22 protein-coding genes are annotated in these 22,249 nt (G+C 68.6%); 14 read left to right on the forward strand and 8 right to left on the reverse strand.

Annotated features, from left to right (window positions below; translation table 11 throughout):
* Positions 1 to 4 precede the first annotated feature (4 nt).
* The 3 genes from NQ152_RS14835 (at position 5) to NQ152_RS14845 (ending at position 3,094) form a co-directional block, all read left to right on the forward strand.
* The gene (locus tag NQ152_RS14835; RefSeq protein WP_257524547.1) at positions 5 to 916 is read left to right on the forward strand and encodes a phosphodiesterase; all 912 of its coding nucleotides are present in this window, start codon (positions 5 to 7) and stop codon (positions 914 to 916) included.
* Between the two features lie 167 nt (positions 917 to 1,083).
* Positions 1,084 to 2,568 (forward strand): aspartate ammonia-lyase, encoded by a 1,485-nt coding sequence (locus NQ152_RS14840; RefSeq protein ID WP_257524548.1) that lies wholly within the window; start codon positions 1,084 to 1,086, stop codon positions 2,566 to 2,568.
* Positions 2,569 to 2,632: 64 nt separating this feature from the next.
* Positions 2,633 to 3,094, forward strand: a complete 462-nt coding sequence (locus NQ152_RS14845; protein ID WP_257502743.1) for a DUF4190 domain-containing protein — start codon at positions 2,633 to 2,635, stop codon at positions 3,092 to 3,094.
* Between the two features lie 68 nt (positions 3,095 to 3,162).
* Here the strand turns inward: NQ152_RS14845 and NQ152_RS14850 are convergent, their stop codons facing one another.
* Positions 3,163 to 4,029 carry a fumarylacetoacetate hydrolase family protein gene (locus NQ152_RS14850; RefSeq protein ID WP_257502742.1) on the reverse strand — a complete coding sequence of 289 codons (867 nt, stop codon included), beginning with the start codon at positions 4,027 to 4,029 and terminating at the stop codon, positions 3,163 to 3,165.
* Positions 4,030 to 4,093: 64 nt separating this feature from the next.
* Between NQ152_RS14850 and NQ152_RS14855 the strand changes: the two genes are divergently transcribed.
* From NQ152_RS14855 to NQ152_RS14870, 4 genes are all read left to right on the forward strand, one after another.
* Positions 4,094 to 5,326, forward strand: coding sequence for a PrsW family intramembrane metalloprotease (locus NQ152_RS14855; protein ID WP_257502741.1), 1,233 nt, complete (start codon positions 4,094 to 4,096; stop codon positions 5,324 to 5,326).
* Positions 5,327 to 5,531: 205 nt separating this feature from the next.
* On the forward strand, positions 5,532 to 5,900 hold the full coding sequence (locus tag NQ152_RS14860; RefSeq protein ID WP_257502740.1) for an FKBP-type peptidyl-prolyl cis-trans isomerase: 369 nt from the start codon (positions 5,532 to 5,534) through the stop codon (positions 5,898 to 5,900).
* A gap of 183 nt (positions 5,901 to 6,083) precedes the next feature.
* Complete coding sequence (locus NQ152_RS14865) at positions 6,084 to 6,644, forward strand: YceI family protein (protein WP_257502739.1); 561 nt, start codon at positions 6,084 to 6,086, stop codon at positions 6,642 to 6,644.
* 167 nt (positions 6,645 to 6,811) lie between these two features.
* Positions 6,812 to 7,861 (forward strand): DUF2776 domain-containing protein, encoded by a 1,050-nt coding sequence (locus NQ152_RS14870; RefSeq protein ID WP_257502738.1) that lies wholly within the window; start codon positions 6,812 to 6,814, stop codon positions 7,859 to 7,861.
* Positions 7,862 to 7,867: 6 nt separating this feature from the next.
* On the opposite strand, the gene NQ152_RS14875 is transcribed toward NQ152_RS14870, so the two are convergent.
* Positions 7,868 to 8,797 carry a DMT family transporter gene (locus NQ152_RS14875; RefSeq protein ID WP_257502969.1) on the reverse strand — a complete coding sequence of 310 codons (930 nt, stop codon included), beginning with the start codon at positions 8,795 to 8,797 and terminating at the stop codon, positions 7,868 to 7,870.
* A gap of 151 nt (positions 8,798 to 8,948) precedes the next feature.
* Positions 8,949 to 10,256: an MFS transporter gene (locus NQ152_RS14880; protein ID WP_257524549.1), complete on the reverse strand. Its 1,308-nt coding sequence runs from the start codon at positions 10,254 to 10,256 to the stop codon at positions 8,949 to 8,951.
* Between the two features lie 152 nt (positions 10,257 to 10,408).
* Here NQ152_RS14880 and rpsO point away from each other — a divergent pair, with 152 nt between their 5' ends.
* Complete coding sequence (rpsO, locus tag NQ152_RS14885; protein WP_019180606.1) at positions 10,409 to 10,678, forward strand: 30S ribosomal protein S15; 270 nt, start codon at positions 10,409 to 10,411, stop codon at positions 10,676 to 10,678.
* A gap of 162 nt (positions 10,679 to 10,840) precedes the next feature.
* Here the strand turns inward: rpsO and NQ152_RS14890 are convergent, their stop codons facing one another.
* Positions 10,841 to 11,869 carry an isopenicillin N synthase family oxygenase gene (locus NQ152_RS14890; RefSeq protein ID WP_257524550.1) on the reverse strand — a complete coding sequence of 343 codons (1,029 nt, stop codon included), beginning with the start codon at positions 11,867 to 11,869 and terminating at the stop codon, positions 10,841 to 10,843.
* 80 nt (positions 11,870 to 11,949) lie between these two features.
* Positions 11,950 to 13,161 (reverse strand): acyltransferase family protein, encoded by a 1,212-nt coding sequence (locus NQ152_RS14895; RefSeq protein WP_257524551.1) that lies wholly within the window; start codon positions 13,159 to 13,161, stop codon positions 11,950 to 11,952.
* A 77-nt stretch (positions 13,162 to 13,238) separates the two neighbouring features.
* On the opposite strand from NQ152_RS14895, the gene NQ152_RS14900 reads away from it, so the two are divergent.
* The 4 genes from NQ152_RS14900 (at position 13,239) to NQ152_RS14915 (ending at position 17,494) form a co-directional block, all read left to right on the forward strand.
* Entirely contained in the window at positions 13,239 to 14,219 is a 981-nt protein-coding gene (locus NQ152_RS14900; RefSeq protein ID WP_306815993.1) for an alpha/beta fold hydrolase, read from the forward strand.
* A 156-nt stretch (positions 14,220 to 14,375) separates the two neighbouring features.
* Entirely contained in the window at positions 14,376 to 15,584 is a 1,209-nt protein-coding gene (locus tag NQ152_RS14905) for an LLM class flavin-dependent oxidoreductase (protein WP_257524610.1), read from the forward strand.
* A 1-nt stretch (position 15,585) separates the two neighbouring features.
* Positions 15,586 to 16,230, forward strand: coding sequence for an FMN reductase (locus tag NQ152_RS14910; protein WP_257502733.1), 645 nt, complete (start codon positions 15,586 to 15,588; stop codon positions 16,228 to 16,230).
* Between the two features lie 109 nt (positions 16,231 to 16,339).
* Positions 16,340 to 17,494 (forward strand): N(5)-(carboxyethyl)ornithine synthase, encoded by a 1,155-nt coding sequence (locus NQ152_RS14915; protein ID WP_257524552.1) that lies wholly within the window; start codon positions 16,340 to 16,342, stop codon positions 17,492 to 17,494.
* Positions 17,495 to 17,604: 110 nt separating this feature from the next.
* On the opposite strand, the gene NQ152_RS14920 is transcribed toward NQ152_RS14915, so the two are convergent.
* From NQ152_RS14920 to NQ152_RS14930, 3 genes are read right to left on the reverse strand one after another with little or no spacing between them, the layout of a single operon-like run.
* Positions 17,605 to 17,790, reverse strand: coding sequence for a hypothetical protein (locus NQ152_RS14920; protein WP_257502731.1), 186 nt, complete (start codon positions 17,788 to 17,790; stop codon positions 17,605 to 17,607).
* A 13-nt stretch (positions 17,791 to 17,803) separates the two neighbouring features.
* Positions 17,804 to 18,034, reverse strand: a complete 231-nt coding sequence (locus tag NQ152_RS14925) for a hypothetical protein (RefSeq protein WP_257502730.1) — start codon at positions 18,032 to 18,034, stop codon at positions 17,804 to 17,806.
* A 12-nt stretch (positions 18,035 to 18,046) separates the two neighbouring features.
* On the reverse strand, positions 18,047 to 18,232 hold the full coding sequence (locus NQ152_RS14930) for a DUF5302 domain-containing protein (protein ID WP_257502729.1): 186 nt from the start codon (positions 18,230 to 18,232) through the stop codon (positions 18,047 to 18,049).
* A gap of 368 nt (positions 18,233 to 18,600) precedes the next feature.
* On the opposite strand from NQ152_RS14930, the gene NQ152_RS14935 reads away from it, so the two are divergent.
* Entirely contained in the window at positions 18,601 to 20,892 is a 2,292-nt protein-coding gene (locus NQ152_RS14935; RefSeq protein WP_257524553.1) for a polyribonucleotide nucleotidyltransferase, read from the forward strand.
* Positions 20,893 to 21,183: 291 nt separating this feature from the next.
* A complete protein-coding gene (locus NQ152_RS14940) occupies positions 21,184 to 22,218 on the forward strand; it encodes an aldo/keto reductase (protein WP_306815994.1) in 1,035 nt (344 codons plus the stop codon).
* The last annotated feature ends 31 nt before the right edge of the window (positions 22,219 to 22,249 follow it).

The raw sequence follows: 22,249 nt of genomic DNA on the forward strand, positions 1-22,249 counted from the left end.
CTGCATGGACGAGGCATCCGTGCAGTTCGGGCAGTACCCCCCCGCCCTGCGTACGATCGTGCACCTGAGCGACACGCACCTGCTGGCAGGGAACGTACCACTGGGCGGGCACTACGACGCCGGCGCGAACCTGCACCGCACCCTCGCGGCCGTCGAGCGTCTCGGGATCCGCCCCGATGCCATCGTCTTCACCGGCGACCTGACCGACCTCGGCGAGCCGGAGGCGTACGCGGCTCTGCGCGGCGCCGTGGAACCGCTCGCCGAGCGGCTCGGGGCGCCGGTGGTATGGGTGGCCGGCAATCACGACGAGCGTCCCGCCCTGCGCCGTGGCCTGCTCGACCTGGAGCCCACCGAGCAGCCCGTGACCGGCGTCCGGGACCTGGGCGGGCTGCGCCTGGTCGTGCTGGACACCACGGTGCCCGGCTGGCACCACGGGGAGCTGGACGAGTCCCAGCTGCAGTGGCTGCGGGCCGTGCTGTCCGAGCCGGCCCCCCTCGGCACACTCGTCGCGATGCACCACCCTCCGCTGCCCTCGCACCTGCCGCTGTTCGACATCCTCGAGCTGCGGGAGCAGCCGCGGCTGGCCGAGGTGCTCGCCGGCACCGACGTGCGCGGCATCCTGGCCGGTCATCTGCATCATTCGACGAACGGCACCTTCGCCGGAATCCCGGTCAGCGTCGCCGCGGCCACCTGTTACACGATGAACCTCGCGCGCCCGGCGGTGGATGTCAACGGGATGGATGCCGGACAGTCGTTCCACCTCGTCCATGTCTACGCGGACACCATCACGCACGCCGTCGTCCCAGTGGTGGACGCTCCGACCGGCGATTACTTCTCCGCGGAGTGGGTGCAGCGGATGGCCGCGCTGACCCCCGCCGAGAGGCTCGAGGCGTTCTCACGCAAACGCCGGGCGTGAGCCGGCGGCACGCCGCGGTCGAACTGGACCACAGCCCGCCGCGCTCTCCCTCGCGTACACCGGGAGCGCCCGCACTGTCCGGCCGGTACGGGTTGCGGCGCGGCCGGCGCGGGTAGGGTCGAAGCAACCCCTTCACACCGCCGTGATCGACCCACAAGGACATGCACATGGCTCTGGACGCACTGACGCGCACTCGCACCGAAACCGATTCGCTGGGCTCACTCGAGATCCCTGCCGATGCCTATTGGGGCATCCACACCGCACGGGCACTGGAGAACTTCCCGATCTCCAAACGCCCCATCTCCGTCTACAAGGACCTCGTCCGCGGCCTGGCGATGGTCAAGCAGGCCTCCGCCCGGGCCAACCGGGAGATCGGGGCGCTGGATCCGGCCAAGGCCGATCTCATCGACCGAGCGTCGCAGCTGGTCATCGACGGACAGTTCCACGACCAGTTCGTCGTGGGCGTCATCCAGGGCGGCGCCGGCACATCGACCAACATGAACGCGAACGAGGTGATCACCAACATCGCGCTCGAGCTGGCCGGCCGGGACAAGGGCGACTACGCGTTCCTGTCGCCGATCGATGACACCAACCGCAGCCAGTCCACCAACGACGTGTATCCCACTGCCATCAAGGTCGGTCTCGGACTGGATCTGCTCACGCTGCTGGAGGAGCTGGATCTGCTGCGCCGGGCGTTTCTGACCAAGGCGGTCGAGTTCCACGACGTGCTCAAGGTGGGTCGCACGCAGCTGCAGGACGCCGTGCCGATGACGCTCGGGCAGGAGTTCCATGGGTTCGCGACGACCCTCGGTGAGGACTACAGCCGCCTCAAGGAGAACGCGTACCTGCTGTGCGAGATCAATATGGGGGCCACCGCGATCGGCACCGGCATCACCACGCACCCGGACTACGGAACGGCGGTCCTGCGCCATCTGCGTGAGATCAGCGGGCTGGACCTGGACACTGCCACCGATCTTGTCGAATCGACCAGTGACACCGGCGCGTTCATGTCCTTCTCGTCCTCGCTCAAACGCAACGCCGTCAAGCTGTCCAAGATCTGCAATGATCTGCGGCTGCTCTCCAGCGGTCCGCAGGCCGGGTTCGGTGAGATAAACCTGCCGGCCCGCCAGGCCGGCTCGAGCATCATGCCCGGCAAGGTCAACCCGGTGATCCCCGAGGTCGTCAACCAGGTGGCCTTCGCCGTGGTCGGCGCCGACATGACCGTCACCATGGCAGTGGAGGCGGGTCAGCTGCAGCTGAATGCGTTCGAACCGGTGATCGCCCACTCGCTCTTCCAGTCCATCACCTGGATGCGGCGGGCCATGCACACGCTGCGCGTCAACTGCGTGGTGGGCATCACCGCCAACCACGAGCGTCTGGGTGTGATGGTCGGTGCCTCCGTCGGCGTCATCACTGCGCTCACGCCGTTCATCGGCTACGCGGCGGCGGCTGCTCTGGCCAAGACGGCGCTGCTGACCGGACGCAATGTCGCCGATCTGGTCGTCGAGGCCGGGCTGATGGATCGCCATGACGTGATCAAGCAGCTCTCTCCGGCACGCCTGTCGGGTCTGGAGATCATCACCGCCGCGATCCCCGTCATACCGCGGTCGGCCCCGGATCCCGACCCGGGCGTGTGGGCGCCGGAGATCTGAGGATTGCCGCGCCGAGCCGCTGACCGCTAGCGTCGAAGTCCAAGCATCCTTGAGAGGCGCTCCCATGACCGATCCACAGCCCCCGGACGTCCCGGCCCCCAACGACTACAACCGGCCCCCCGCGCCCCCCGCCTACAACGCGCCGCCGCCGGCCAATCAACCCGCCTACGGGCAGCAGTCCTACTCGGCAGCGCCTCCGGCACCGTACGGCGACCCGGCGAACCCGACCATTCCCGGCAAGACCATGGGCATCGTCGCGTTCATCCTGTCGTTCTTCGTCCAGCTCGTCGCGCTGATCCTCGGCATCGTCGCTCTCGTGCAGAGCCGCAAGGCCGGATACCCGAACGGCTGGGCGCTGGCCGCGATCATCATCAGCTCGGTGCTGATCGTGATCGGCATCATCGTCGCGATCTTCCTGTTCATCGCTTTCGGAGCGGCTGCCGCGGAGTACGCGCGTCTGTGCGCGGAGTACGGCAGCGGTGTCCACGAGATCAACGGCGTCACCGTGACGCTGACCTGTTCGTAACGCCGATCTGATCGGGAGAGCCGCCGGTGCCGCGAGGGCACCGGCGGCTCTCGCGTTGCGGGGTGCCGTCAGTCCAGGATGCGGCAATGCGTCGTCAGGGCGCCGATGCCGTCGATGCCCACGGTCACCGTGGAACGGTCCCGCAGGAACACCTGCGGGTCGCGGGAGTACCCGGCACCCCCGGGGCTCCCGGTCGAGATCAGCGTGCCGGGCAGCAGCGTGGCCGACGTGGACAGGTGCGAGACCAGCGTGGCCACCGGGCGCACCATCTGGCTGGTCGAGGCGTCCTGAAGCGTGTGTCCATCCACGACCGTCCAGATGTGCAGGTCCTGCGGATCGGGGACCTCGTCGGCCGTCACCACGAACGGTCCGGTGGGGGTGAACCCGTCGAAGGACTTGCAGCGCGACCACTGCGCCTCGGAGTACTGGATGTCGCGCGCGGTGATGTCGTTGACCACGGTGTAGCCCCACACGTGGGACAGGGCGTCCTCCGGTGAGACGTCCTTCGCCGGGGTGCCGATGATCACGCCCAGCTCCGCCTCGTAGTCGATGGACTCGCTGAGGGACCGCGGCCAGGTCGTGGTCTTGTCGTGTCCGCTGAGCGAGTTGGGCCAGAGCACGAACACGGTGGGCGTGGAATCCGTCTGCAGCCCCAGCTCGCTGGAGTGCGCCGAGTAGTTCAGCCCGATCGCCAGCACCACCGGGGGAGTGAGCACCGCGGAGGCGAATCCGACATCGGCGAGCGGATGCCGAGGGCCGTCGTGGGACGAGGCATCCCGCACTCGATCGAGCAGTTCGTCGCCGCCGGCGATGAGCTCCTCCAGATAGCGGGGGGCGCCGGCGAAGAGATCCTCGACGAGGATCGCCGTCTCTCCCTGCACCACCGCAAGCCTCGGCTCTTCGCACGCAGGCAGGGTCACATGGGCGAAACGCATTGTTCTACGTTACCCGCCGGTTCGGGCGCCCGGTGCGGCCGGTCCGCAGCCCTAGGCTGTGCGCATGACGAATCCACCGGGCCCGTTCGACGCCCGGACGCCCTCCGCCCGACCGTCCCTCACCCCGCCGGCGTTCGCCTCCCCGCTCGCGCAGCCCCGCGTGGCCCCCGGCGCGTCGATCCCGGTCGCCACGGCCTCGCCGGCGGTCGTGCCGGTACCCCCGCGGAAGGGACGCACGGCGCCGGTGTGGATCAGCGGCATCCTCGTACTGATCCTGGTCGGGCTGGTCGGCTACTTCCTCAACGCCATCGGTCCCGGCGCGTCGATCATCGGCATGATCCTCGCGTTCGTCCCCCTCGTCGCGGTGCTGCTGGCGGTGCGCATCATCGACCGATGGGAGCCGGAGCCCAAGGGGCTGCTGCTGTTCGCGGTGGCCTGGGGCGCGATCGCCGCAGTCGGCATCACCCTGGGTGTCGACATCCTGATCACGATGATCCTGGGCGCGGACGACTCGCAGATCCGGGACGCGTTCGCCGCCGTCGTGCAGGCACCCCTCGTCGAGGAGTTCGCGAAGGGCCTCGGGGTCTACCTGATCTTCCTGACCGCGCGTCGCGCCTTCGACGGTCCCATCGACGGCGTCGTCTACGGCGCCCTGGTGGGGGCCGGCTTCGCCTTCACCGAGAACATCCAGTACTTCGCCATCAGCCTCATCGAGGGCGGCGTGGGCGATGTCTCGGTGACCTTCTTCGTGCGCGGCATCCTGTCCCCGTTCGCGCACGTGATGTTCACCAGCGTCACCGGCTTCGCCCTCGGACTCGCGGCCCGGCGCGGCGCACGCGGCGGCCGGGCGGCGGGGCCATGGGTGCTGGGCGTGCTCGGCGCGACGGCGCTGCATGCGCTGTGGAACGGCTCCGCCGTGTTCGGCGACTTCTTCGCCCTCTATCTGACGCTGCAGGTTCCGCTGTTCGTCGGATTCATCCTCGGCATCATCGCGCTGCGACGTGAGGAAGCACGGCTGACCCGGGCGCGGCTGGGCGACTACGCCACGGCGGGATGGTTCACCCCGCAGGAGGTGGACATGCTCGCGACCGCGCCCGGCCGGCGCGCGGCGCTGGCGTGGGCGCGCACTCTGCGCGGAGACCGCACCGCGATCATGAAGGAGTTCATCTCCGACGCCACGGCGCTCGCGGCAGCACGCCAGCGCGCGATCAGCGGCCGCGATGCCGACGCGCGCGAAGACGAGCACGTCCTGCTGGCGCGGACCCGGGCGGCCCGCGCGGCGATGTTCGCGCCCTGATCCGCAAGGGCACGCGGCACGCGCGATCTCATCCCCGGGCGGGCCGTACAGAACCCAGCGCCCGGTGCCGCGGCAAAGCCTGCGTGACGTCCGGGCGCTGAGTCGGCCTGCCATCAGGGTGCCCCGGTCGGGCGCGTCGTGTCAAGGGCGCCGTCTCCAGCGCTCTCGCTTTGACCAGCGCGGGTGTGGGCGGTTGGATGGACTCATGACAGATGACCGCACCAAGCCCGAGATCGACGCGCCCCAGGGTCCGGCCCCCGAAGAACTGGTCATCCGTGACCTGATCGTCGGAGACGGCGCCGAGGCCAAGCCCGGCGACACCGTGACCGTCCACTACGCGGGTGTCGAGTACGAGACCGGCGAGGAATTCGACTCCTCGTGGAATCGCGGCGAGAGCATCCAGTTCCCCCTGCGCGGCCTCATCCAGGGGTGGCAGGACGGCATCCCCGGCATGAAGGTGGGCGGACGCCGCGAACTGGTGATCCCCCCGGAGCTGGCATACGGCCCGGCCGGGGGACACTTCCTCGGTGGCAAGACGCTGATCTTCGTGATCGATCTGATCGCCGTCGGCTGACGATCGCACCGACACGAGGGGGACGGATGCTTCGGCATCCGTCCCCCTCGGCTTTCCTCGGCAGCGGCCGGATGATCACACTCCAAAGATTTTTCCATTCACGGGAATAGATCCGTTCGCGGCCGCGGTTGTCCTGTGGGAACTCGTCGCTGACTGCGGCGACCACGGACACGAAGGAAGACAATGACCGACGCCACCACGCTCGACGTTCCCGGCTACCGCCCCGGCACCTGGGAGCTGGACCCCAGCCACAGCGAGGTCGGTTTCACCGTCCGCCACATGATGATCTCCAAGGTGCGCGGCGCCTTCGGCATCAAGCGCGCGACGCTGATCGCGCCGGAGAACCCGCTAGAGGCCAAGGTGGAGGCCCACGTCGACGCCACTTCGCTGGACACGAAGGACGAGGGTCGCGACGCTCACCTGCGTTCGGCGGACTTTTTCGACGTGGAGACCTACCCCTCCATCGACTTCGTATCCACCGGCGTGCGCGTCGAAAAGGGCGAGATGCTCGTCGACGGCGACCTCACCATCCGCGACGTCACCAAGCCGGTCACCTTCGAGTTCGACTTCGGCGGTTTCGGAGCAGACCCGTGGGGCAACTACAAGGCGGGGGCGACGGCCACGACGGTCATCAACCGTGAGGACTTCGGCCTGACCTGGAACGCCGCGCTGGAGACCGGCGGAGTCCTCGTCGGCAAGGACGTCACCATCACGCTCGACCTGCAGGGCGCCATCCAGGCGTGACCTGACGCTGGAGCAAGGGGGGATGCCGCGGCATCCCCCCTTTCGTCTCACCGCGCGGCATCGGGTCTGTGCCATCCTCGCCCCGAATCCTTGAGAACGCTCGTGGCCGCGGATACCGTGAGCGTGCCGTGCGGGTACGTGAGGGCGCGGCGGTGAGGGGGCGTCCGATGAATTACGGAATCAGCATCCTGTTCCGCGCCATCCCCCTCCTGATGGGGGCGGTCTGCCTGGGATTCGGGCTCTACGTCCTGAGCGGCGGTGACGACGCCGGCCATTTCGTGGCCGGGCACGTCCTGATCGCGCTGACGGCGATCTGCATCGCGCTGTTCACCACGGCGGCGATCATCATCCGTCAGATCACGGACACCTTCGCCGGCGCCTGGAAGATCATCCTTCCCATCGTGGGATACAGCGTCGCGACCGCAACCGTGGCGTGGGGCCTGTGGCTGCGCTCAGACACATCGTCCGCGTCCTTCGTCGCCGGGCACGTCGTCTTCGGCGTCGGGCTGGTCGCCGCGTGCGTGTCCACCGTGGGCGCAGCATCCAGCGCATTCACGCTGATCCCGCGAAACGCCGCGGGCAGTCACGGCGATGGCGTGCCCGCAGAAGCATACGGCCGCCCGATGGCATGGGCACTGCTCGGCGTCCCCGTGGCGGCGACACTCATCGCCGGAGTCTGGGCGGTGGTACTGCTGGTGGGCGGCGCCCGCGCCGATCACTTCGTCGCAGGCCACGTGCTTCTTGGGCTCACTGCGATCTGCTCGAGCCTGATCGCGCTCGTGGGCACGGTCGTGCGCCAGGTGCGCAACCAGTTCGATGAACCCGAGCGCTGGTCGTGGTCGGTGTGGGTCCTGATCATGGGAGCGGCCACTGCGGCGTGGGGGCTGTTTGTGCTGTTCAGCTCCGATCGCCCTGAGCGAGTGGCTCCCGGCTGCATCCTCCTGGGACTGGGGATGATCTGCTTCAGCATCATCTCGAAGGTCTGGTTGCTGGCCTCTGTGTGGCGTCGAGAGTTCCCCCTGGCTGACAGGGTCCCCATCATTCCGGTCATGACGTGTTTGGCATGCCTGTTCTTTGCCGCTTTTCTGGCCGAGGCCGCGACGACCGACCCGAACTTCTTCGTCCCCGCACGCGTCCTCACCGGGCTCGGCGCGGTGTGCTTCACGTTGTTCTCGATCGTGTCGATTCTGGAGGCGGGCACGTCCAAGAAGAAGTGACCGCTGTCATCCCGTCAGCGAGGAATGACGCGGGCGCAACCGGTTCTGTGCCAGCAGGATGCCGAGGAAGACCACGACCGCGCCGACCGGCTCGTTCCACGAGACCTGCTCCCCGAGGATCGCGATGCCGAGTGCGACGCCGACGATGGGCGTCAGGTAGGTGACGGTGGAGGCCCGGGTCGGGCCCCACGCGCGCAACGTGTTCTGGTTCCAGATGTAGGCGATGCCGGTGCCGAGGCAGCCGAGCAGGATGACGCTGCCGATGATCCAGGGATCCAGCGCGACGGGGGTAAGGGCGATGAACGGGGTCAGCGCGAGCATGATCACCGCAGCGATGCCGATGTTCAGGAATGAGAACACCAGGGCGCTCATCCCGGTGTGCGAGACGAACCTGCGCATGTACGCGAGGCTGAAGCCGTAGCAGGCGGTGGCCCCCAGGATCGCGAACTGCGCGACCAGACTCTGGTTGAGATCCAGGCCCCGCCACGGCGCGATGATGACCATCACGCCGAGGATTCCCACCAGGATGCCGGCAATCTGCACCGGCTTGAGCCGCTCGACGCGGAACAGCAGCCCGGCCATCACGGCCGTCATGATCGGCGTGGTGGCGTTGTAGATGCTGGCAAGGCCGGAGGTCACGTGCTGCTGCGCCCAGGAGAACAGCAGGAACGGCACGACGCAGAACGAGACCGCCAGCACCGTCATGTGCGCCCACACCGTGAGGCTGCGCGGCAGCGTGTCGCGGCGGAGTGCCACGAAGACGCCGAGGGTCAGACCTCCCAGGATCAGCCGGGACCAGGCGACCTGCGCGGGGGAGATCCCCTCGAGGGCGACCTTCATGAACAGGAAGCTGGATCCCCAGATGACCCCGGTCAGCACGAACTGCACCCCGATCCACCCCTGCGACAGCGGACGACCGCTCGCGGCACGGGCCAAGTCGCCGGTGGCCGGGACGGCGGCGCGGGATTCGGTGGGCACGCGGCGACTCTAGCTCCGCGGCACGGCGCTCAGGCGCCGTGCCGGATGCGACGTCCGAAATCCGCCGATGGACGGCCGTCCGGCTACGCCGCACAGCCGATCGCGCCTCCTACGGCTCCGGGTGGGCGGCGTCGTATGTGCGGAAGCGGGGGCTCAGCCGCACCAGGAGGGACACCAACCCGATGATGATCAGCCCGCCCAGCAGCGGCGGGAACCACAGTGCGGCGATCGTGGCGAGCGTCCCGGCGTACAGGGCGCCCAGCCGGGGACCACCCGCCACGACGACGATGAACACGCCCTGCAGTCGCCCGCGGATCGCGTCGGGGACCGCCGCCTGCAGCATGGTGCTGCGGAAGATCGAGCTGACGTTGTCCGCGGCGCCGGAAACGGCCAGGGTGAGAGCGGCCAGGACGATGAGGGTCACGTTCGGGACCGTCTCACCGACCCCGGAAGGGGCGAACCAGCCGAGCGCGGCGGCGCCCAGCACGAGGCCGAACGCCGCGATGGATCCGCCGTAGACGATGATGGCGCGCTCGATGCCCAGGCCCTGTCGCCGCACCCGGCCGACCGGGCCGGAGAACAGGCTGCACAGGAATGCGCCGGCCGCGACAGAGGCCGTGAGGATGCCCGTTGTGATGGGCCCACCGCCGAGCAGCACCGCGCCGACGGCGGGCAGAAGCGCGAGCGGCTGGCCGAACGTCATGGCGATGATGTCCAGGACGAACTGCATCCGGATGTTGGAAGCACGTTTCAGGAACCGCCACCCGTCTCGGAGCGATTCCAGGCCCGGGCGGACGATCACACCTTCGGGCCGGATGCTCGGCAGGGTCCACAGTCCGAGGAACAGCGAGCTCATGAGCAGGACATCCAGCGAGTACGTCCATGCGTAGCCGGCGAAGGCCACCATGACGCCGGCCAGAGCGGGTCCGGCCATCACCATGATGCCGAAGGTGATGCCGTTGAGTGCGGATGCCGCGGGCAGCAGTTCGCGCGGGATCAGCCGGGGCACGATCGCCTGCCGGGCCGCCATCACGACGGTGTTGGCCGCGGAGTTGGCGATGCTCAGCGCGTACAGCCACCACACCGTCTCCATCTGCGCCCACGCCAGACCGGCGAGCAGGACGGTGGAGGCGAGGGTGATGGTCGCGGCGACCAGGGCGACGCGGCGCCGGTCGAACGCATCCGCCAGCATTCCGCCGTAGAGCCCGGCGATGATCATCGGAGCCAGGCCGGCGACCGCGATCATCGCGACGGCGAACGTGGACCCGGTCAGCTCGTACATGTGCAGCATGATCGCGACGATGGTCAGCTGGCCGCCGAGGCCCGCCAGCGTCGATCCGATCCACATCCGGGTGAAGGCGGGACTGGCCCGGAACGGGCTGAGGTCGATGAAGTGATCGCGACGCAGTCCCGGCATCCTTCGAGGCTATCCCGTGGCGAAGTCCGGATTAACCGCCGCGCCTCCCGGCTGGTAGACTCTTCAGGTTGCCGTTCGATCGGCCGCGGATAAACAGAGCTCACGCATCAGGCGTCGGGCGCCGCGCAATGAGCAGGAAGGGGATCCCATCTATGCCACTCGAATCTGACGCTAAGAAGGCGATCATCGAAGAGTACGCGACGCACCCCGGTGACACCGGATCCCCCGAGGTGCAGGTCGCGATGCTGACGCAGCGCATCAAGGACCTCACAGAGCACCTGAAGGAGCACAAGCACGACCACCACTCGCGTCGTGGTCTGTTCCTGATGGTCGGTCAGCGCCGTCGTCTGCTCGGCTATCTCCAGGACATCGACATCGCGCGTTACCGCTCGCTGATCGAACGTCTGGGGCTGCGCCGCTAATCGCGCCAGCGCACAATCGCTTTCCGAAGGGCCGTCCCAGGTGTGGGGCGGCCCTTCGCTGTGCGTGCGCCAGACGCCGAGACTGCAACCGCACCTCGAGACTGTGGGTTTTGCCCGCAGTCTGGAGGCTCCGTTGCGGTCTCGCGTTTCCGGGGGAACGTGTCAGGACGAGGCGGATGCTGCGGCGCGGGCCGCGACCAGATCGGCGTGGTGGATCGCCGCGACGTCCGGGTGCGCCCTGAGCCGGGACTTGAGGGCGTTTTCGCCGTAGAGGGCGTGGATCGGGTTGGCCGGATCCTGGGTGACGCCGCGCGCCGCGGCGGCCAGTTCGGCCGGAAGCTTGATCACCGGCAGCCGGGCGTCCAGGGCCGGGTTGAAGAAGAACGGCACCGAGATCCGGTCATCCGGGTAACGCGGCGACACGACCCGGTGGTTCGTGGCAATCAAGTAGCCTCCGGTGGCGTACTCGAGGAGCTCGCCGATGTTGACGACGAACGCGCCGGGCATTGCGGGCGCGTCCACCCATTCGCCGTCACGCTGTACCTGGAGGCCACCCTTGCCAGGTTCCACCCAGAGGAGGGTCAGCACACCGGAGTCCTTGTGCGCCCCGACGCCTTGTTGGGGTGTCGGGTCGTCCTTGCCCGGATAGCGGACGATCTTGATCAGGGTCGACGGCTCGCCGAAGTGCTGGTCGAAGTAGTTCTCCGGGGCGCCCAGGGTCACCGCCCACGCGCGCAGGAGCTTGCGGGCCACGCCGGAGAGATGGTCGTGCCACTGCGCGACGACCTCGCGCAGCTCGGGCTGCGCCTGCGGCCACAGGTTCGGGCCGATCAGCCGGGCGTACGCCGGAGCATCCGGATCCGTCACCGCGGTGCGCTCCGGGCCGATGTCGATCTGTTCGCGCCAGTCCACGCGCCCCTGCGTGCGCTCCCCGCCGACGCGGGTGTAGCCGCGGAAATGCGGGCTGCGGACGTTCTCGATGGCGAGCTTGTCGGCCTCGGGCAGCGCGAAGAACTCCCGCGCGACCCGGTGCAGGTCCGCTTCGAGCTCGGGGGAGATCCCCGTGCCGGTGAGGTAGAAGAAGCCGACGTCGTGCGTGGCGGCGCGGAGGTCGTCGCGGAACGCCGCGGCCGCGTCCGGTCCGGCATCCAGCCGGGACAGATCCAGGATCGGCAGGGTGAGATCGCTCATGGACCCGAGGGTAGGCGGATGCCGCGGCATCCGCGTCTTTGTTGCGCAGCGTTAAGCCGGGGCGCAGGCGCGGCCGGGTCTCAGCCGTTCTGGCGTGGATCGGCGCGTCGGTGCGCCGGACGGGGTTGCTCCGGCGGTCGCCGTGAACCGGTGGGATCGGACCGGTGCCCCTCGCGGTCGAGCATCGCCGGGTCGGCGAACAGCCAGCGAGGTCGCGGCTCGACGAGAGGACGGAAGACCGTGCGCACCGGTCTGGTCGCCAGACCGAGAGCGATCAGCACGGAGGTGACCATGACCACCGGAAGCCAGATCCACGTCGGATCCAGGTCGCGCAGCACTCCGGACTCGCGGAACGGGTACAGCACGAAGGAGTGCAGCAGGTAGACGTACATCGTGTACTGGCCGAAGTGCGTCCACCAGTGCGTCTCGAGCGGCAGCACCGCGAAGAACGCCGTGGACAGCACGATCGCGACGCCGACCAGCGCCAGGCGGACGCCTCCCGCCCACCATTCCGTGCCGCCGATGGACGAGTAGTTCTCGTCGTAGAAGAGCCACTCCCGCAGGTTCATCGCCCGCCATACGTCGACGAAGAACCAGGCCAGCCAGCCGGCCGCCGCCAGGACAGCGGCCGAGGCGGCGAACACCCACCAGGGGCGGGAACGGAGGAGGCCGAGACGGTCGATCACATCGCGCTCGCGCAGCCACCACCCGAGCGTGAAGAAGAACAGCAGGCCGAGGGTCCGCGACAGCGACAGGGTGGAGTCGATGTTCGGCAGGTAACCGGCGCCGATGGAGATCACGATCGTCCACAGCAGCGGCCAGCGCAGCAGCGCGAGGTACGGCAGGACCACGCGGAAGATGCCGAGCGCGAGAAGGAACCACAGCGTCCACGACGGCTGCGTGGGGTTCGGGTTCGCCTGCCCCTCGACGAGCCACTTGGTGACCGTCCAGAGGGACTCGAAGATCACATACGGCAGGAGGATGTCGGTCAGCACGCGCGCCATCTGACGACGGCCCGGGGCATCCGATGTCGAGAAGTACCCGGAGATGATCGCGAACGCCGGCATGTGGAACGCGTAGACCAGGAGGTAGAGGGCGAGCGCGACCTCGGAGTCGTACGTCAGCCGCTGCGCCGCGTGTCCCAGGACGACCAGGGCGATGCACGCGAAGCGCGCGTTGTCCCAGAACGGGACCCGCCGGCGGACCCGGGGCACGGCTCCGCTGCCCGCCGGCGGACCGCGCACGGCGGATGCCGCGGCCGCAGCGGGCGTCGGATTCGTTGATTCGGTCATCACTGCGATCGCCACCCTATCCTGGGTGAACGTGCCGCTGCGGGGACGAGCGGCCAGGTCGACCCGAGGAGAACCGCATGCCCGATGCCCCTCTGTCCGGCGAGGTGCCCGCGTCAGCGCGGCCCGCGCGCGCGTCCGCCCCGGCGGCTGCCGGACGCGATAGTCTCGGCGACGCGATGACCACGATCGACGAGGCACGTGCGAAGGACCGGGCGATCCCCGATCTGGACTGGCGGGTGTTTCCGGAAGGAACGGTGCGCGACATGCTCGCGGCCCCGAGCGGACCGATCGCGCGCGTCCGCCTGGGCGACCCGGATGCGCCGCGCGTCGTCCTGGTCTCCGGCGTCGCAGGCTCGAAGGAGGACTTCGTCCTGCTCTTCCCGCTGTTCGCCGCCGCGGGGTACCGCGTCGAGTCCTACGATCTGGCCGGTCACTATGGATCCGTCGGTGCGGGGCCGGAGAACCTCGATCCGCCCCGCGAGCACTACGACTACCGGCTGTTCCTGGACGACCTGATCGCGGTCCTCGAGGACGGAGCGACCCCCGCACACGTCCTCGGATACAGCTTCGCCGGCCTGGTCGCCGAGCTGGCGCTGGTCGAGCGGCCGGACCTGTTCGCGAGCCTGACCCTGATGTCCGCACCGCCGGCGACCGGGCAGGTCTTCCGCGGGGTCAAGCACATCGGTCCGATCTCGGACATGCCGCCGCACCGCGCAGCCGGGCTGATCCTGTGGGGCATCCGCTACAACCTGAACCGCACCCCGCCGCAGCGGATCGCGTTCGTCAGGGAGCGGATGGTCGCCATCCGCCGCCCGGCCATCGACGACATCGTGGGGCTCATGATGGCGATGCCCGACGTGGCCGATGCCGTGGCCGCGATCGACATCCCCAAGTTCATCGCGGTCGGCGAGCAGGACCTGTGGCCGACCGCGCAGCACGCGGCGTACGCGGCCCGGATCGGAGCCGGCATGACCGTCTATCCCACCGGCCACGCACCCTGCGAGACGGCACCTCACCAGCTGGTGCGCGACATGCTGGAGCTTTTCGGAGCCGCCTGAGTGCTCCGCCGGCCGCATCGCGCCGCACCGGGAATAGATTTCTTCCAGCTCTGTTCTATCAATTACATTCAACTGAATAGAACAGGATGCCGCGGCATCCCGAATCGGAGAGAGATCGTGAACGACACCAGCACCGCGTCCTCCGGGGCGCAGGCCATGCAGTTCGGCATTTTCACGGTGAGCGACATCACCCAGGACCCGACCACCGAACGCACACCCAGCGAGGGTGAGAAGATCCGCAACACGATCGCCGTCGCCAAGCACGCGGAGGAAGTCGGGCTGGACGTGTTCGCATTGGGCGAGCACCACAATCCGCCGTTCTGGTCCTCGTCGCCCACGACGACGCTGGCCTACATCGCCGCGCAGACCGAGCGGATCATCCTGTCGACGGCCACGACGCTGATCACCACGAACGACCCGGTGAAGATCGCCGAAGACTTCGCGATGCTCCAGCACGTCTCGGAGGGCCGCACCGACCTCATGCTCGGCCGCGGCAACACCGGCCCCGTGTACCCCTGGTTCGGACAGGACATCCGCCAGGGCCTGCCCCTGGCCATCGAGAACTACGCCCTGCTGCACAAGCTGTGGCGCGAGGACGTCGTCGATTGGGAGGGAAAGTTCCGCACCCCGCTGCAGGGATTCACCTCCACCCCGCGACCGCTGGATGATGTGCCGCCGTTCGTCTGGCACGGTTCCATCCGCACCCCCGAGATCGCCGAGCAGGCGGCCTACTACGGCGACGGGTTCTTCGCGAACAACATCTTCTGGCCCTCCGAGCACTACCAGCGCCTGATCGCGCTGTACCGGCAGAGGTTCGCCCACTACGGCCACGGCACTGCCGAGCAGGCGATCGTGGGCCTGGGCGGTCAGGCGTTCATGCGCGCGAACTCGCAGGATGCCGTGCGGGAGTTCCGCCCGTACTTCGACAACGCCCCGGTCTATGGCCACGGTCCGTCGATGGAGGACTTCACGCAGATGACTCCGCTGACGGTGGGTTCGCCCCAGCAGGTCATCGACCGCTACGCGGGCATGCGCGATCTGTTCGGCGACTACCAGCGCCAGCTGTTCCTGATGGATCACGCCGGGCTGCCGCTGAAGACCGTCCTGGAGCAGCTGGACATCCTGGGTGGGGAGGTCGTGCCGGTGCTGCGCAAGGAACTCGCCGCCCACCGCCCCGCGGATGTCCCGGACGGCCCCACGCACGCGGCACTCGTGGCCGCGAAGTACGGCGATCAGGCTCCGCGGGCGGCGCGTCCCAACCCCAACCGGGGCGACAACCTGACCGGCGGCTCACCGTACCAGGACGCCTCGCCGCTACCCGCCGGCTCGTCCTTCGGCGCCGCGGCGACCCAGAGCGGAGCCTGAGATGACCCAGCGCCGCATCGCCGTGGTCTCGGCGGGCTTGTCCAACCCCTCCTCCACGAGGCTGCTTGCCGACCGTCTGGCCGCAGCAACCGTCGCCCAACTCGGCGGGCGGGAGATCGATGCGCAGGTGGACGTGTTCGAGCTGCGCGACTACGCGCACGACATCACGAACAACCTGCTCACCGGGTTCGCTCCGCCCGCGCTGGAGACCATGGTGAACACGGTCGTCTCGGCCGACGCGGTCATCGCCGTCACCCCGATCTTCTCGACCAGCTATTCGGGTCTGTTCAAGTCGTTCATCGACATCCTCGACCCGGACGCGCTGACCGGCAAGCCGGTGCTGATCGGTGCGAACGCGGGCACCCCACGGCATTCGCTCGCGATCGACTATGCGATCCGGCCGCTGTTCACATACCTGCACGCCGAACCGGTCTCCACCGGAGTGTTCGCCGCCTCCAGCGACTGGGGCGCCTCCGGCGACCAGGTCGCGCCGCTCGGCGAGCGGATCGACCGGGGCGCCGCCGAGCTGGCCGAGGCGATCGCCCGGCGCAGCCCCGCGGGCCAGGCCGATCCGTTCGACCCGGCCAACTACCTCGGCGAGGGCCGATCGTTCGGACACCTGCTGGGCGGCCTCGCCGGCGAATGACCCGCGGCATCCGGCGGGGGAGTGACCGCTTCCCCGCCGGATGCGCGCCGGTGCCCTGGTAGCGTCGGTGCCACGGAGTCGGTTCGGCCCCCGGCGCGGGAAGAAGAGCATGAGCACTCCACAGAACCTGCTGACTCTCGGGGTCATCGGCGTATCCGGCAAGCCGGACGAGCGGCGCGTGCCGCTGCATCCCGGTCACTTCGACAAGGTCCCGGAGGAGCTGCGCCCGCACCTGCTGCTGGAGTCCGGCTACGGACGGCGCTTCGGCGTCGAGGACGACGAACTGCGACCGCTGGTGGGCGGCATCCTGGAACGCGACGCGCTGATCGCCGCATCCGACGTGGTCCTCCTCCCCAAGCCCCAGCACGGGGATCTGCGCGAGATGCGCGACGGACAGGTGCTGTGGGGCTGGCCGCACCTTGTGCAGGACCGGGAGATGACCCAGATCTCGCTGGACAAGCGACTGACCGTCATCGCGTTCGAAGCGATGAACCACTGGGGTGCCGACGGAAGCTTCGGCTTGCACGTCTTCCACAAGAACAACGAGATCGCGGGGTACTGCTCCGTGCTGCACGCGCTGCAGCTGTGCGGCTCGACCGGGGACTACGGGCGCCGCCTGACCGCCGTGGTGATCGGCTTCGGAGCCACCGCGCGCGGCGCGGTCACCGCCCTGCGCGCCCACGGCGTGCACGACATCCGTGTGCTGACAAACCGGCAGACCGCCTCCGTGGCCGCGCCGATCCACGCTGCGCAGATCATCCAGTTCGACCACGACGGTCCCTACCTCAGCGAGGTCATCACCGATGAGGGGCGGGTGCCGCTGGCGCCGTTCCTGGCCGAGAGCGACATCGTGGTCAACTGCACGCTGCAGGACCCGAACCGGCCGCTGCTGTATCTGAAGACGGACGACCTGGCGGCGTTCCGTCCGGGCAGTCTCATCGTGGACGTCTCGTGCGACGAGGGGATGGGGTTCGAGTGGGCTCGCACCACGAGCTTCGCCGACCCGATGTTCACCGTCGGGCGCAACGTCAATTACTACGCCGTCGATCACAGCCCGTCGTACCTGTGGAACTCCGCGAGCTGGGAGATCAGCGAGGCGCTGCTCGGCTTCCTGCCGATCGTCATGGCCGGTCCCGAAGCGTGGGCGGCGAACGACACGGTGTCGCGGGCGATCGAGGTCAGCGACGGCGAGGTGCGCAACGCCGCGATTCTGGAGTTCCAGCACCGCAGCCCCGAGCGACCGTACGCGGTCGCCGCAGACTAGCGCCGCCGGCCTGGGCCGACCCGTCGTCGCCCGCCGTCGCGACCGACATCCGCCGTGCGGGGTCGCCCGAACCTCTCCCGTTCACTCGGGGGACCCGGTGCGGCGGCGTCTCAGTCGCGCGGGTCGAGCTGACCCGCCTCGATCGCGGCCTCGCGCTTCTCGGCGTCGGCGTCGTCGACGTCATCCTCGACGGTCTCGAGAGGATCGATCGTCGGCGGCGGTGTGTCGAAGTCCGCGGCGTCATCGAGGGGGACCTCGCGCTCATCGTCCGGGTTGCGCTCCTGGAATCCGCTCATCTGAATTCTCCCATCACTCCTGGCCGTAGGGGGGCAGGTCATCCGCCGGGACGTCGGACAAGACGATGTCCGCCTCCGCGCTTCCCTCGGCGGCGGCCTCCTGCTCCTCTTCGACGGAACCGGCGTCGGCGGCATCGACCCCGTGATCCAGGTCGGCGGGATCGATGTCCACGTCCGCGCCGGCCAGATCCGGCAGGTTCGCCGCCTCACGGTCGATCTCGTGGAAAGTGGGGTCGAACACCATCGCCTGCTCCTCTCAGCCGCTCTTGCGGCGGAACTCGCGTTTGGTCTGGGCGGCGCCATGCGTACCGTGCACGGGGGACTCGCCATCCAGGTGGGCCTCGCCGCCGCGGTGCTTGGCGTTCTTCTTCTCGAGCGCCTCCTTGAACTTGCGCTTCATCTCTGCGGATGCGTCATCGGCAGGTTTGTCTTCGGTGCTCATGTGCCCAGCCTAGGCACCGGTTCGGCGCCCCCGCCACCCTTCGCCGCCCGGCGCGCTGCGCTGTCCGCTCGGCGTCCGGTCCGCACTGGTAGTCTGGGTGGGGTTGCCTACGGGCATCCGCTCAATTCAATACGAGCTACACGGAGCAGGCCGGCAGCAAGCTGGTCCCCTGTGGTGGGTTCCCGATTCCGATGCGCGCTCCGCCGCGCTCGATCACCCCAGGGTGAGACTCGGTGGTCTTCTACTGGTGACCAGCGCAGGTACAGCGCGACGGACTGTCGCGCGCCGATAATCTGCCTGTTCCTGCTCCTTCGACATGCTCGCGCGCCATACGGGCGAGCGAGCTTAAACAAAGAAGGAGAGACCTCTTGGAAGGTCCTGAAATCACTGCCGCAGAAGCCGTTCTCGATAACGGCCGTTTCGGCACCCGCACCATCCGTTTCGAAACCGGCCGCCTCGCCCAGCAGGCGCAGGGTGCCGTCGCCGCCTACCTCGATGAGGAGACGATGCTCCTGTCGGCCACCAGCGCCGGCAAGCATCCTCGTGAAGGCTTCGACTTCTTCCCGCTGACCGTCGACGTCGAAGAGCGCTCGTACGCCGCGGGCAAGATCCCCGGTTCGTTCTTCCGCCGCGAAGGCCGCCCCTCCACTGAGGCGATCCTGGTCTGCCGCCTCATCGACCGCCCGCTGCGCCCCTCGTTCGTCGAGGGTCTGCGCAACGAGGTGCAGATCGTCGTGACCGTGCTGTCGATCGCCCCCGGCGAGTTCTACGACGCGCTCGCGATCAACGCTGCGTCGCTCTCGACTCAGATCTCCGGTCTTCCGTTCTCCGGTCCGATCGCCGGCGTGCGTCTGGCGCTGATCCCGGGCCACGGCGAGCACGCCGACCAGTGGATCGCGTTCCCCACCGTGACTCAGCTGGAGGAGGCCGTCTTCGACCTGATCGTCGCCGGTCGCGTCATCACCGACGCCGACGGCAACGACGATGTCGCGATCATGATGGTCGAAGCCGAAGCGACCGAAGGCAGCTGGAACCTGATCAAGGCCGGCGCCGTCAAGCCGAACGAGCAGGTCGTGGCCGAAGGCCTCGAAGCCTCGAAGCCCTTCATCAAGCAGCTCGTGGCCGCGCAGAACGTCGTGGCCAACACCGCGGCGAAGCCGATCAAGCAGTTCCCGGTCTTCCTGCCGTACAGCCAGGAGACGTACGACTTCGTGGCCGGCCGCGCCTACGACAAGCTCGTGCCGATCTACCAGATCGCCGACAAGATCGAGCGCCAGAACGCCGACGATGCGCTGAAGGATGCCGTCAAGGCGGAGCTGCTGGCAGCCGTGGAGTCGGGCCAACTGCCTCCCGTCGCCACGCTGGAGTTCTCGGCGGCGTACAAGTCGGTCACCAAGGTGATCGTGCGCGGACGCATCCTCGCCGAGGGCGTCCGCATGGACGGCCGCGGGCTGGCGGACATCCGTCCGCTCGACGCCGAAGTGCAGGTCATCCCGCGCGTTCACGGCTCGGCCATCTTCCAGCGCGGTGAGACCCAGATCCTGGGTGTCACGACGCTGAACATGCTGAAGATGGAGCAGCAGATCGACTCGCTGTCCCCGGTGACGCACAAGCGGTACATGCACCACTACAACTTCCCGCCGTACTCGACCGGTGAGACCGGTCGAGTGGGCAGCCCCAAGCGTCGCGAGATCGGGCACGGCTTCCTTGCCGAGCGCGCACTCGTGCCGGTGCTGCCCAGCCGCGAGGAGTTCCCCTACGCGATCCGTCAGGTGTCCGAGGCTCTCGGCTCCAACGGCTCGACGTCGATGGGCTCGGTCTGCGCCTCCACCCTGTCGCTGCTGAACGCCGGCGTGCCCCTCCGGGCCGCGGTCGCGGGCATCGCGATGGGACTGGTCACCGACCAGCACGAGGGCCAGACGCGCTACGCGGCGCTGACCGACATCCTGGGAGCCGAGGACGCCCTCGGTGACATGGACTTCAAGGTCGCCGGCACGTCCGAGTTCGTCACCGCGATCCAGCTGGACACGAAGCTCGACGGCATCCCGTCGTCGGTGCTGACCGCCGCGCTGCAGCAGGCCCACGAGGCTCGGCTGACGATCCTCGGCGTTCTGAACGCCGCGATCGACGGTCCGGACGAGATGGCACCGACCGCGCCCCGCGTGATCAGCGTCCAGATTCCGGTCGACAAGATCGGCGAGCTCATCGGCCCCAAGGGCAAGACGATCAACGCGATCCAGGACGAGACGGGAGCCCAGATCTCGATCGAGGAGGACGGCACCGTCTACATCGGCGCCACCGACGGCCCTGCCGCCGAAGCCGCCCGCGCCCAGGTCAACGCGATCGCGAACCCCACCAACCCGGAGATCGGCGAGCAGTTCCTCGGCACCGTCGTGAAGCTCGCGACCTTCGGTGCGTTCATCTCGCTGCTGCCCGGCAAGGACGGACTGCTGCACGTCAGCGAGGTCCGCAAGCTCGCCGGTGGCAAGCGCGTGGAGAACGTCGAGGACGTCCTGAGCGTCGGCCAGAAGCTGCTGGTCAAGATCACCAAGATCGACGACCGCGGCAAGCTGTCGCTGGAGCCGGTCGTCGAAGAGTCCGCCGGCCAGGAGGGTCGCCCCGCGGCCACCCCCGGTGTGGAGGTCCCGGCGGAGGCCTGAGCCCGAGCCGCACCACACTCGAGCGGCCGCTGATCGCGGCTCTTCGATCACGGATGCCCGTTCCCCCCAATCGGGGGAGCGGGCATCCGCTTTAGACCATCTGTCCCCCGAACGGCGGACAGGACGCGGATCATACCCGCTTCGTGACCCAAGTGTTATCGAATGTTTATCGACAGGCCACCGGAATGAGCGGCTCGCGTTCCTGGGCGGCCTAACCTCGAAGAAAGCGCCGGGGGGCGCGGACTTCGAAGACACAGAGGCTCGGCCGGAGCCGACGTGAGGGGGTGGGAGATGGCTCGATCAGATGTCGGCTCTGCCATCTCGTCCACGAGACGCGATGCGCCGACCGCGCCCGCTGATGTGCACCCCTCGTCACCGATCCCGGTACAGGGTCCGGCCGTGGGCGAGAGCGTCCGGGTGCCCCTCGGAGAGACCGGGTTCGCGATCTTTCCGCTGATCCTCGGTGGTGCCGAGTTCGGCTGGAACGTCGACCTGGAATCCAGCCACGAGATCATGGACGCGTACGTGGAGCGCGGCGGCAACGCGCTGCACACGGCCGACAGCTTCGCCGGCGGCCGCAGCGAGCACATCATCGGCCAGTGGCTGCACTCCCGCGGACTGCGCGATGAGATCACCCTCGCCGTCCGCGTCGGCGGGCACCCCGACAACCCGGGCCTGGGCCCGGTCAACCTGGTCCGCGCGGTCGAGGCCTCGCTCACTCGCCTCCGCACCGACCGTGTGGACGTGCTCTACCTGGATGCCACCGATGGTCACGCGGACCTCGAAGACGCCCTGGCCACCGCGGAGTGGCTGGTGGAGTCCGGCAAGGCGCGAGCGATCGGCGCCGTCGGCCTGACCGCCACCCAACTCGTCGAGGCGCGCATCTTCGCCTCTGCCGGCTATCCGCGCATCACCGTGCTCGACGTGCCGTTCAACGTGCTGCGCCGGCACGAGTTCGATGCCGATCTGCGCCTGGTCGCAGGAGCTCAGGGGATGGCCGTCACGCCGTCGCACCCGCTCGAGCACGGGTTCCTCGCCGGCCGGCACCGCACGAAGCTCCGCGGCGGACTGTCCGTCCGTGGCGCTCAGATCGCCGCCAGCATGAATCGGCGCGGAAGCCGCACGCTGCGCGCCCTGGATGCGGTCGGAACGGAGCTGGGCGTGCCCGATGCCGCCGTGGCGGTCGCGTGGCTGCTCGCGCAGAAGCTGATCGCCGCGCCCATCGTCAACGCGTACGCCGCACACCACGTCGAAGAGCTGGTGCAGGGCGTCGGCGTCCAGCTCAGCCGCGTCCAGCTCGCCGATATCGCACGCGCGTCCGAATAGCGCCGATACGTTCGATCGCGGGCTGCCGCTA

Origin of the sequence: Microbacterium sp. zg.B48 (genome assembly GCF_024623505.1) — a bacterium.
GTDB lineage: Bacteria > Actinomycetota > Actinomycetes > Actinomycetales > Microbacteriaceae > Microbacterium.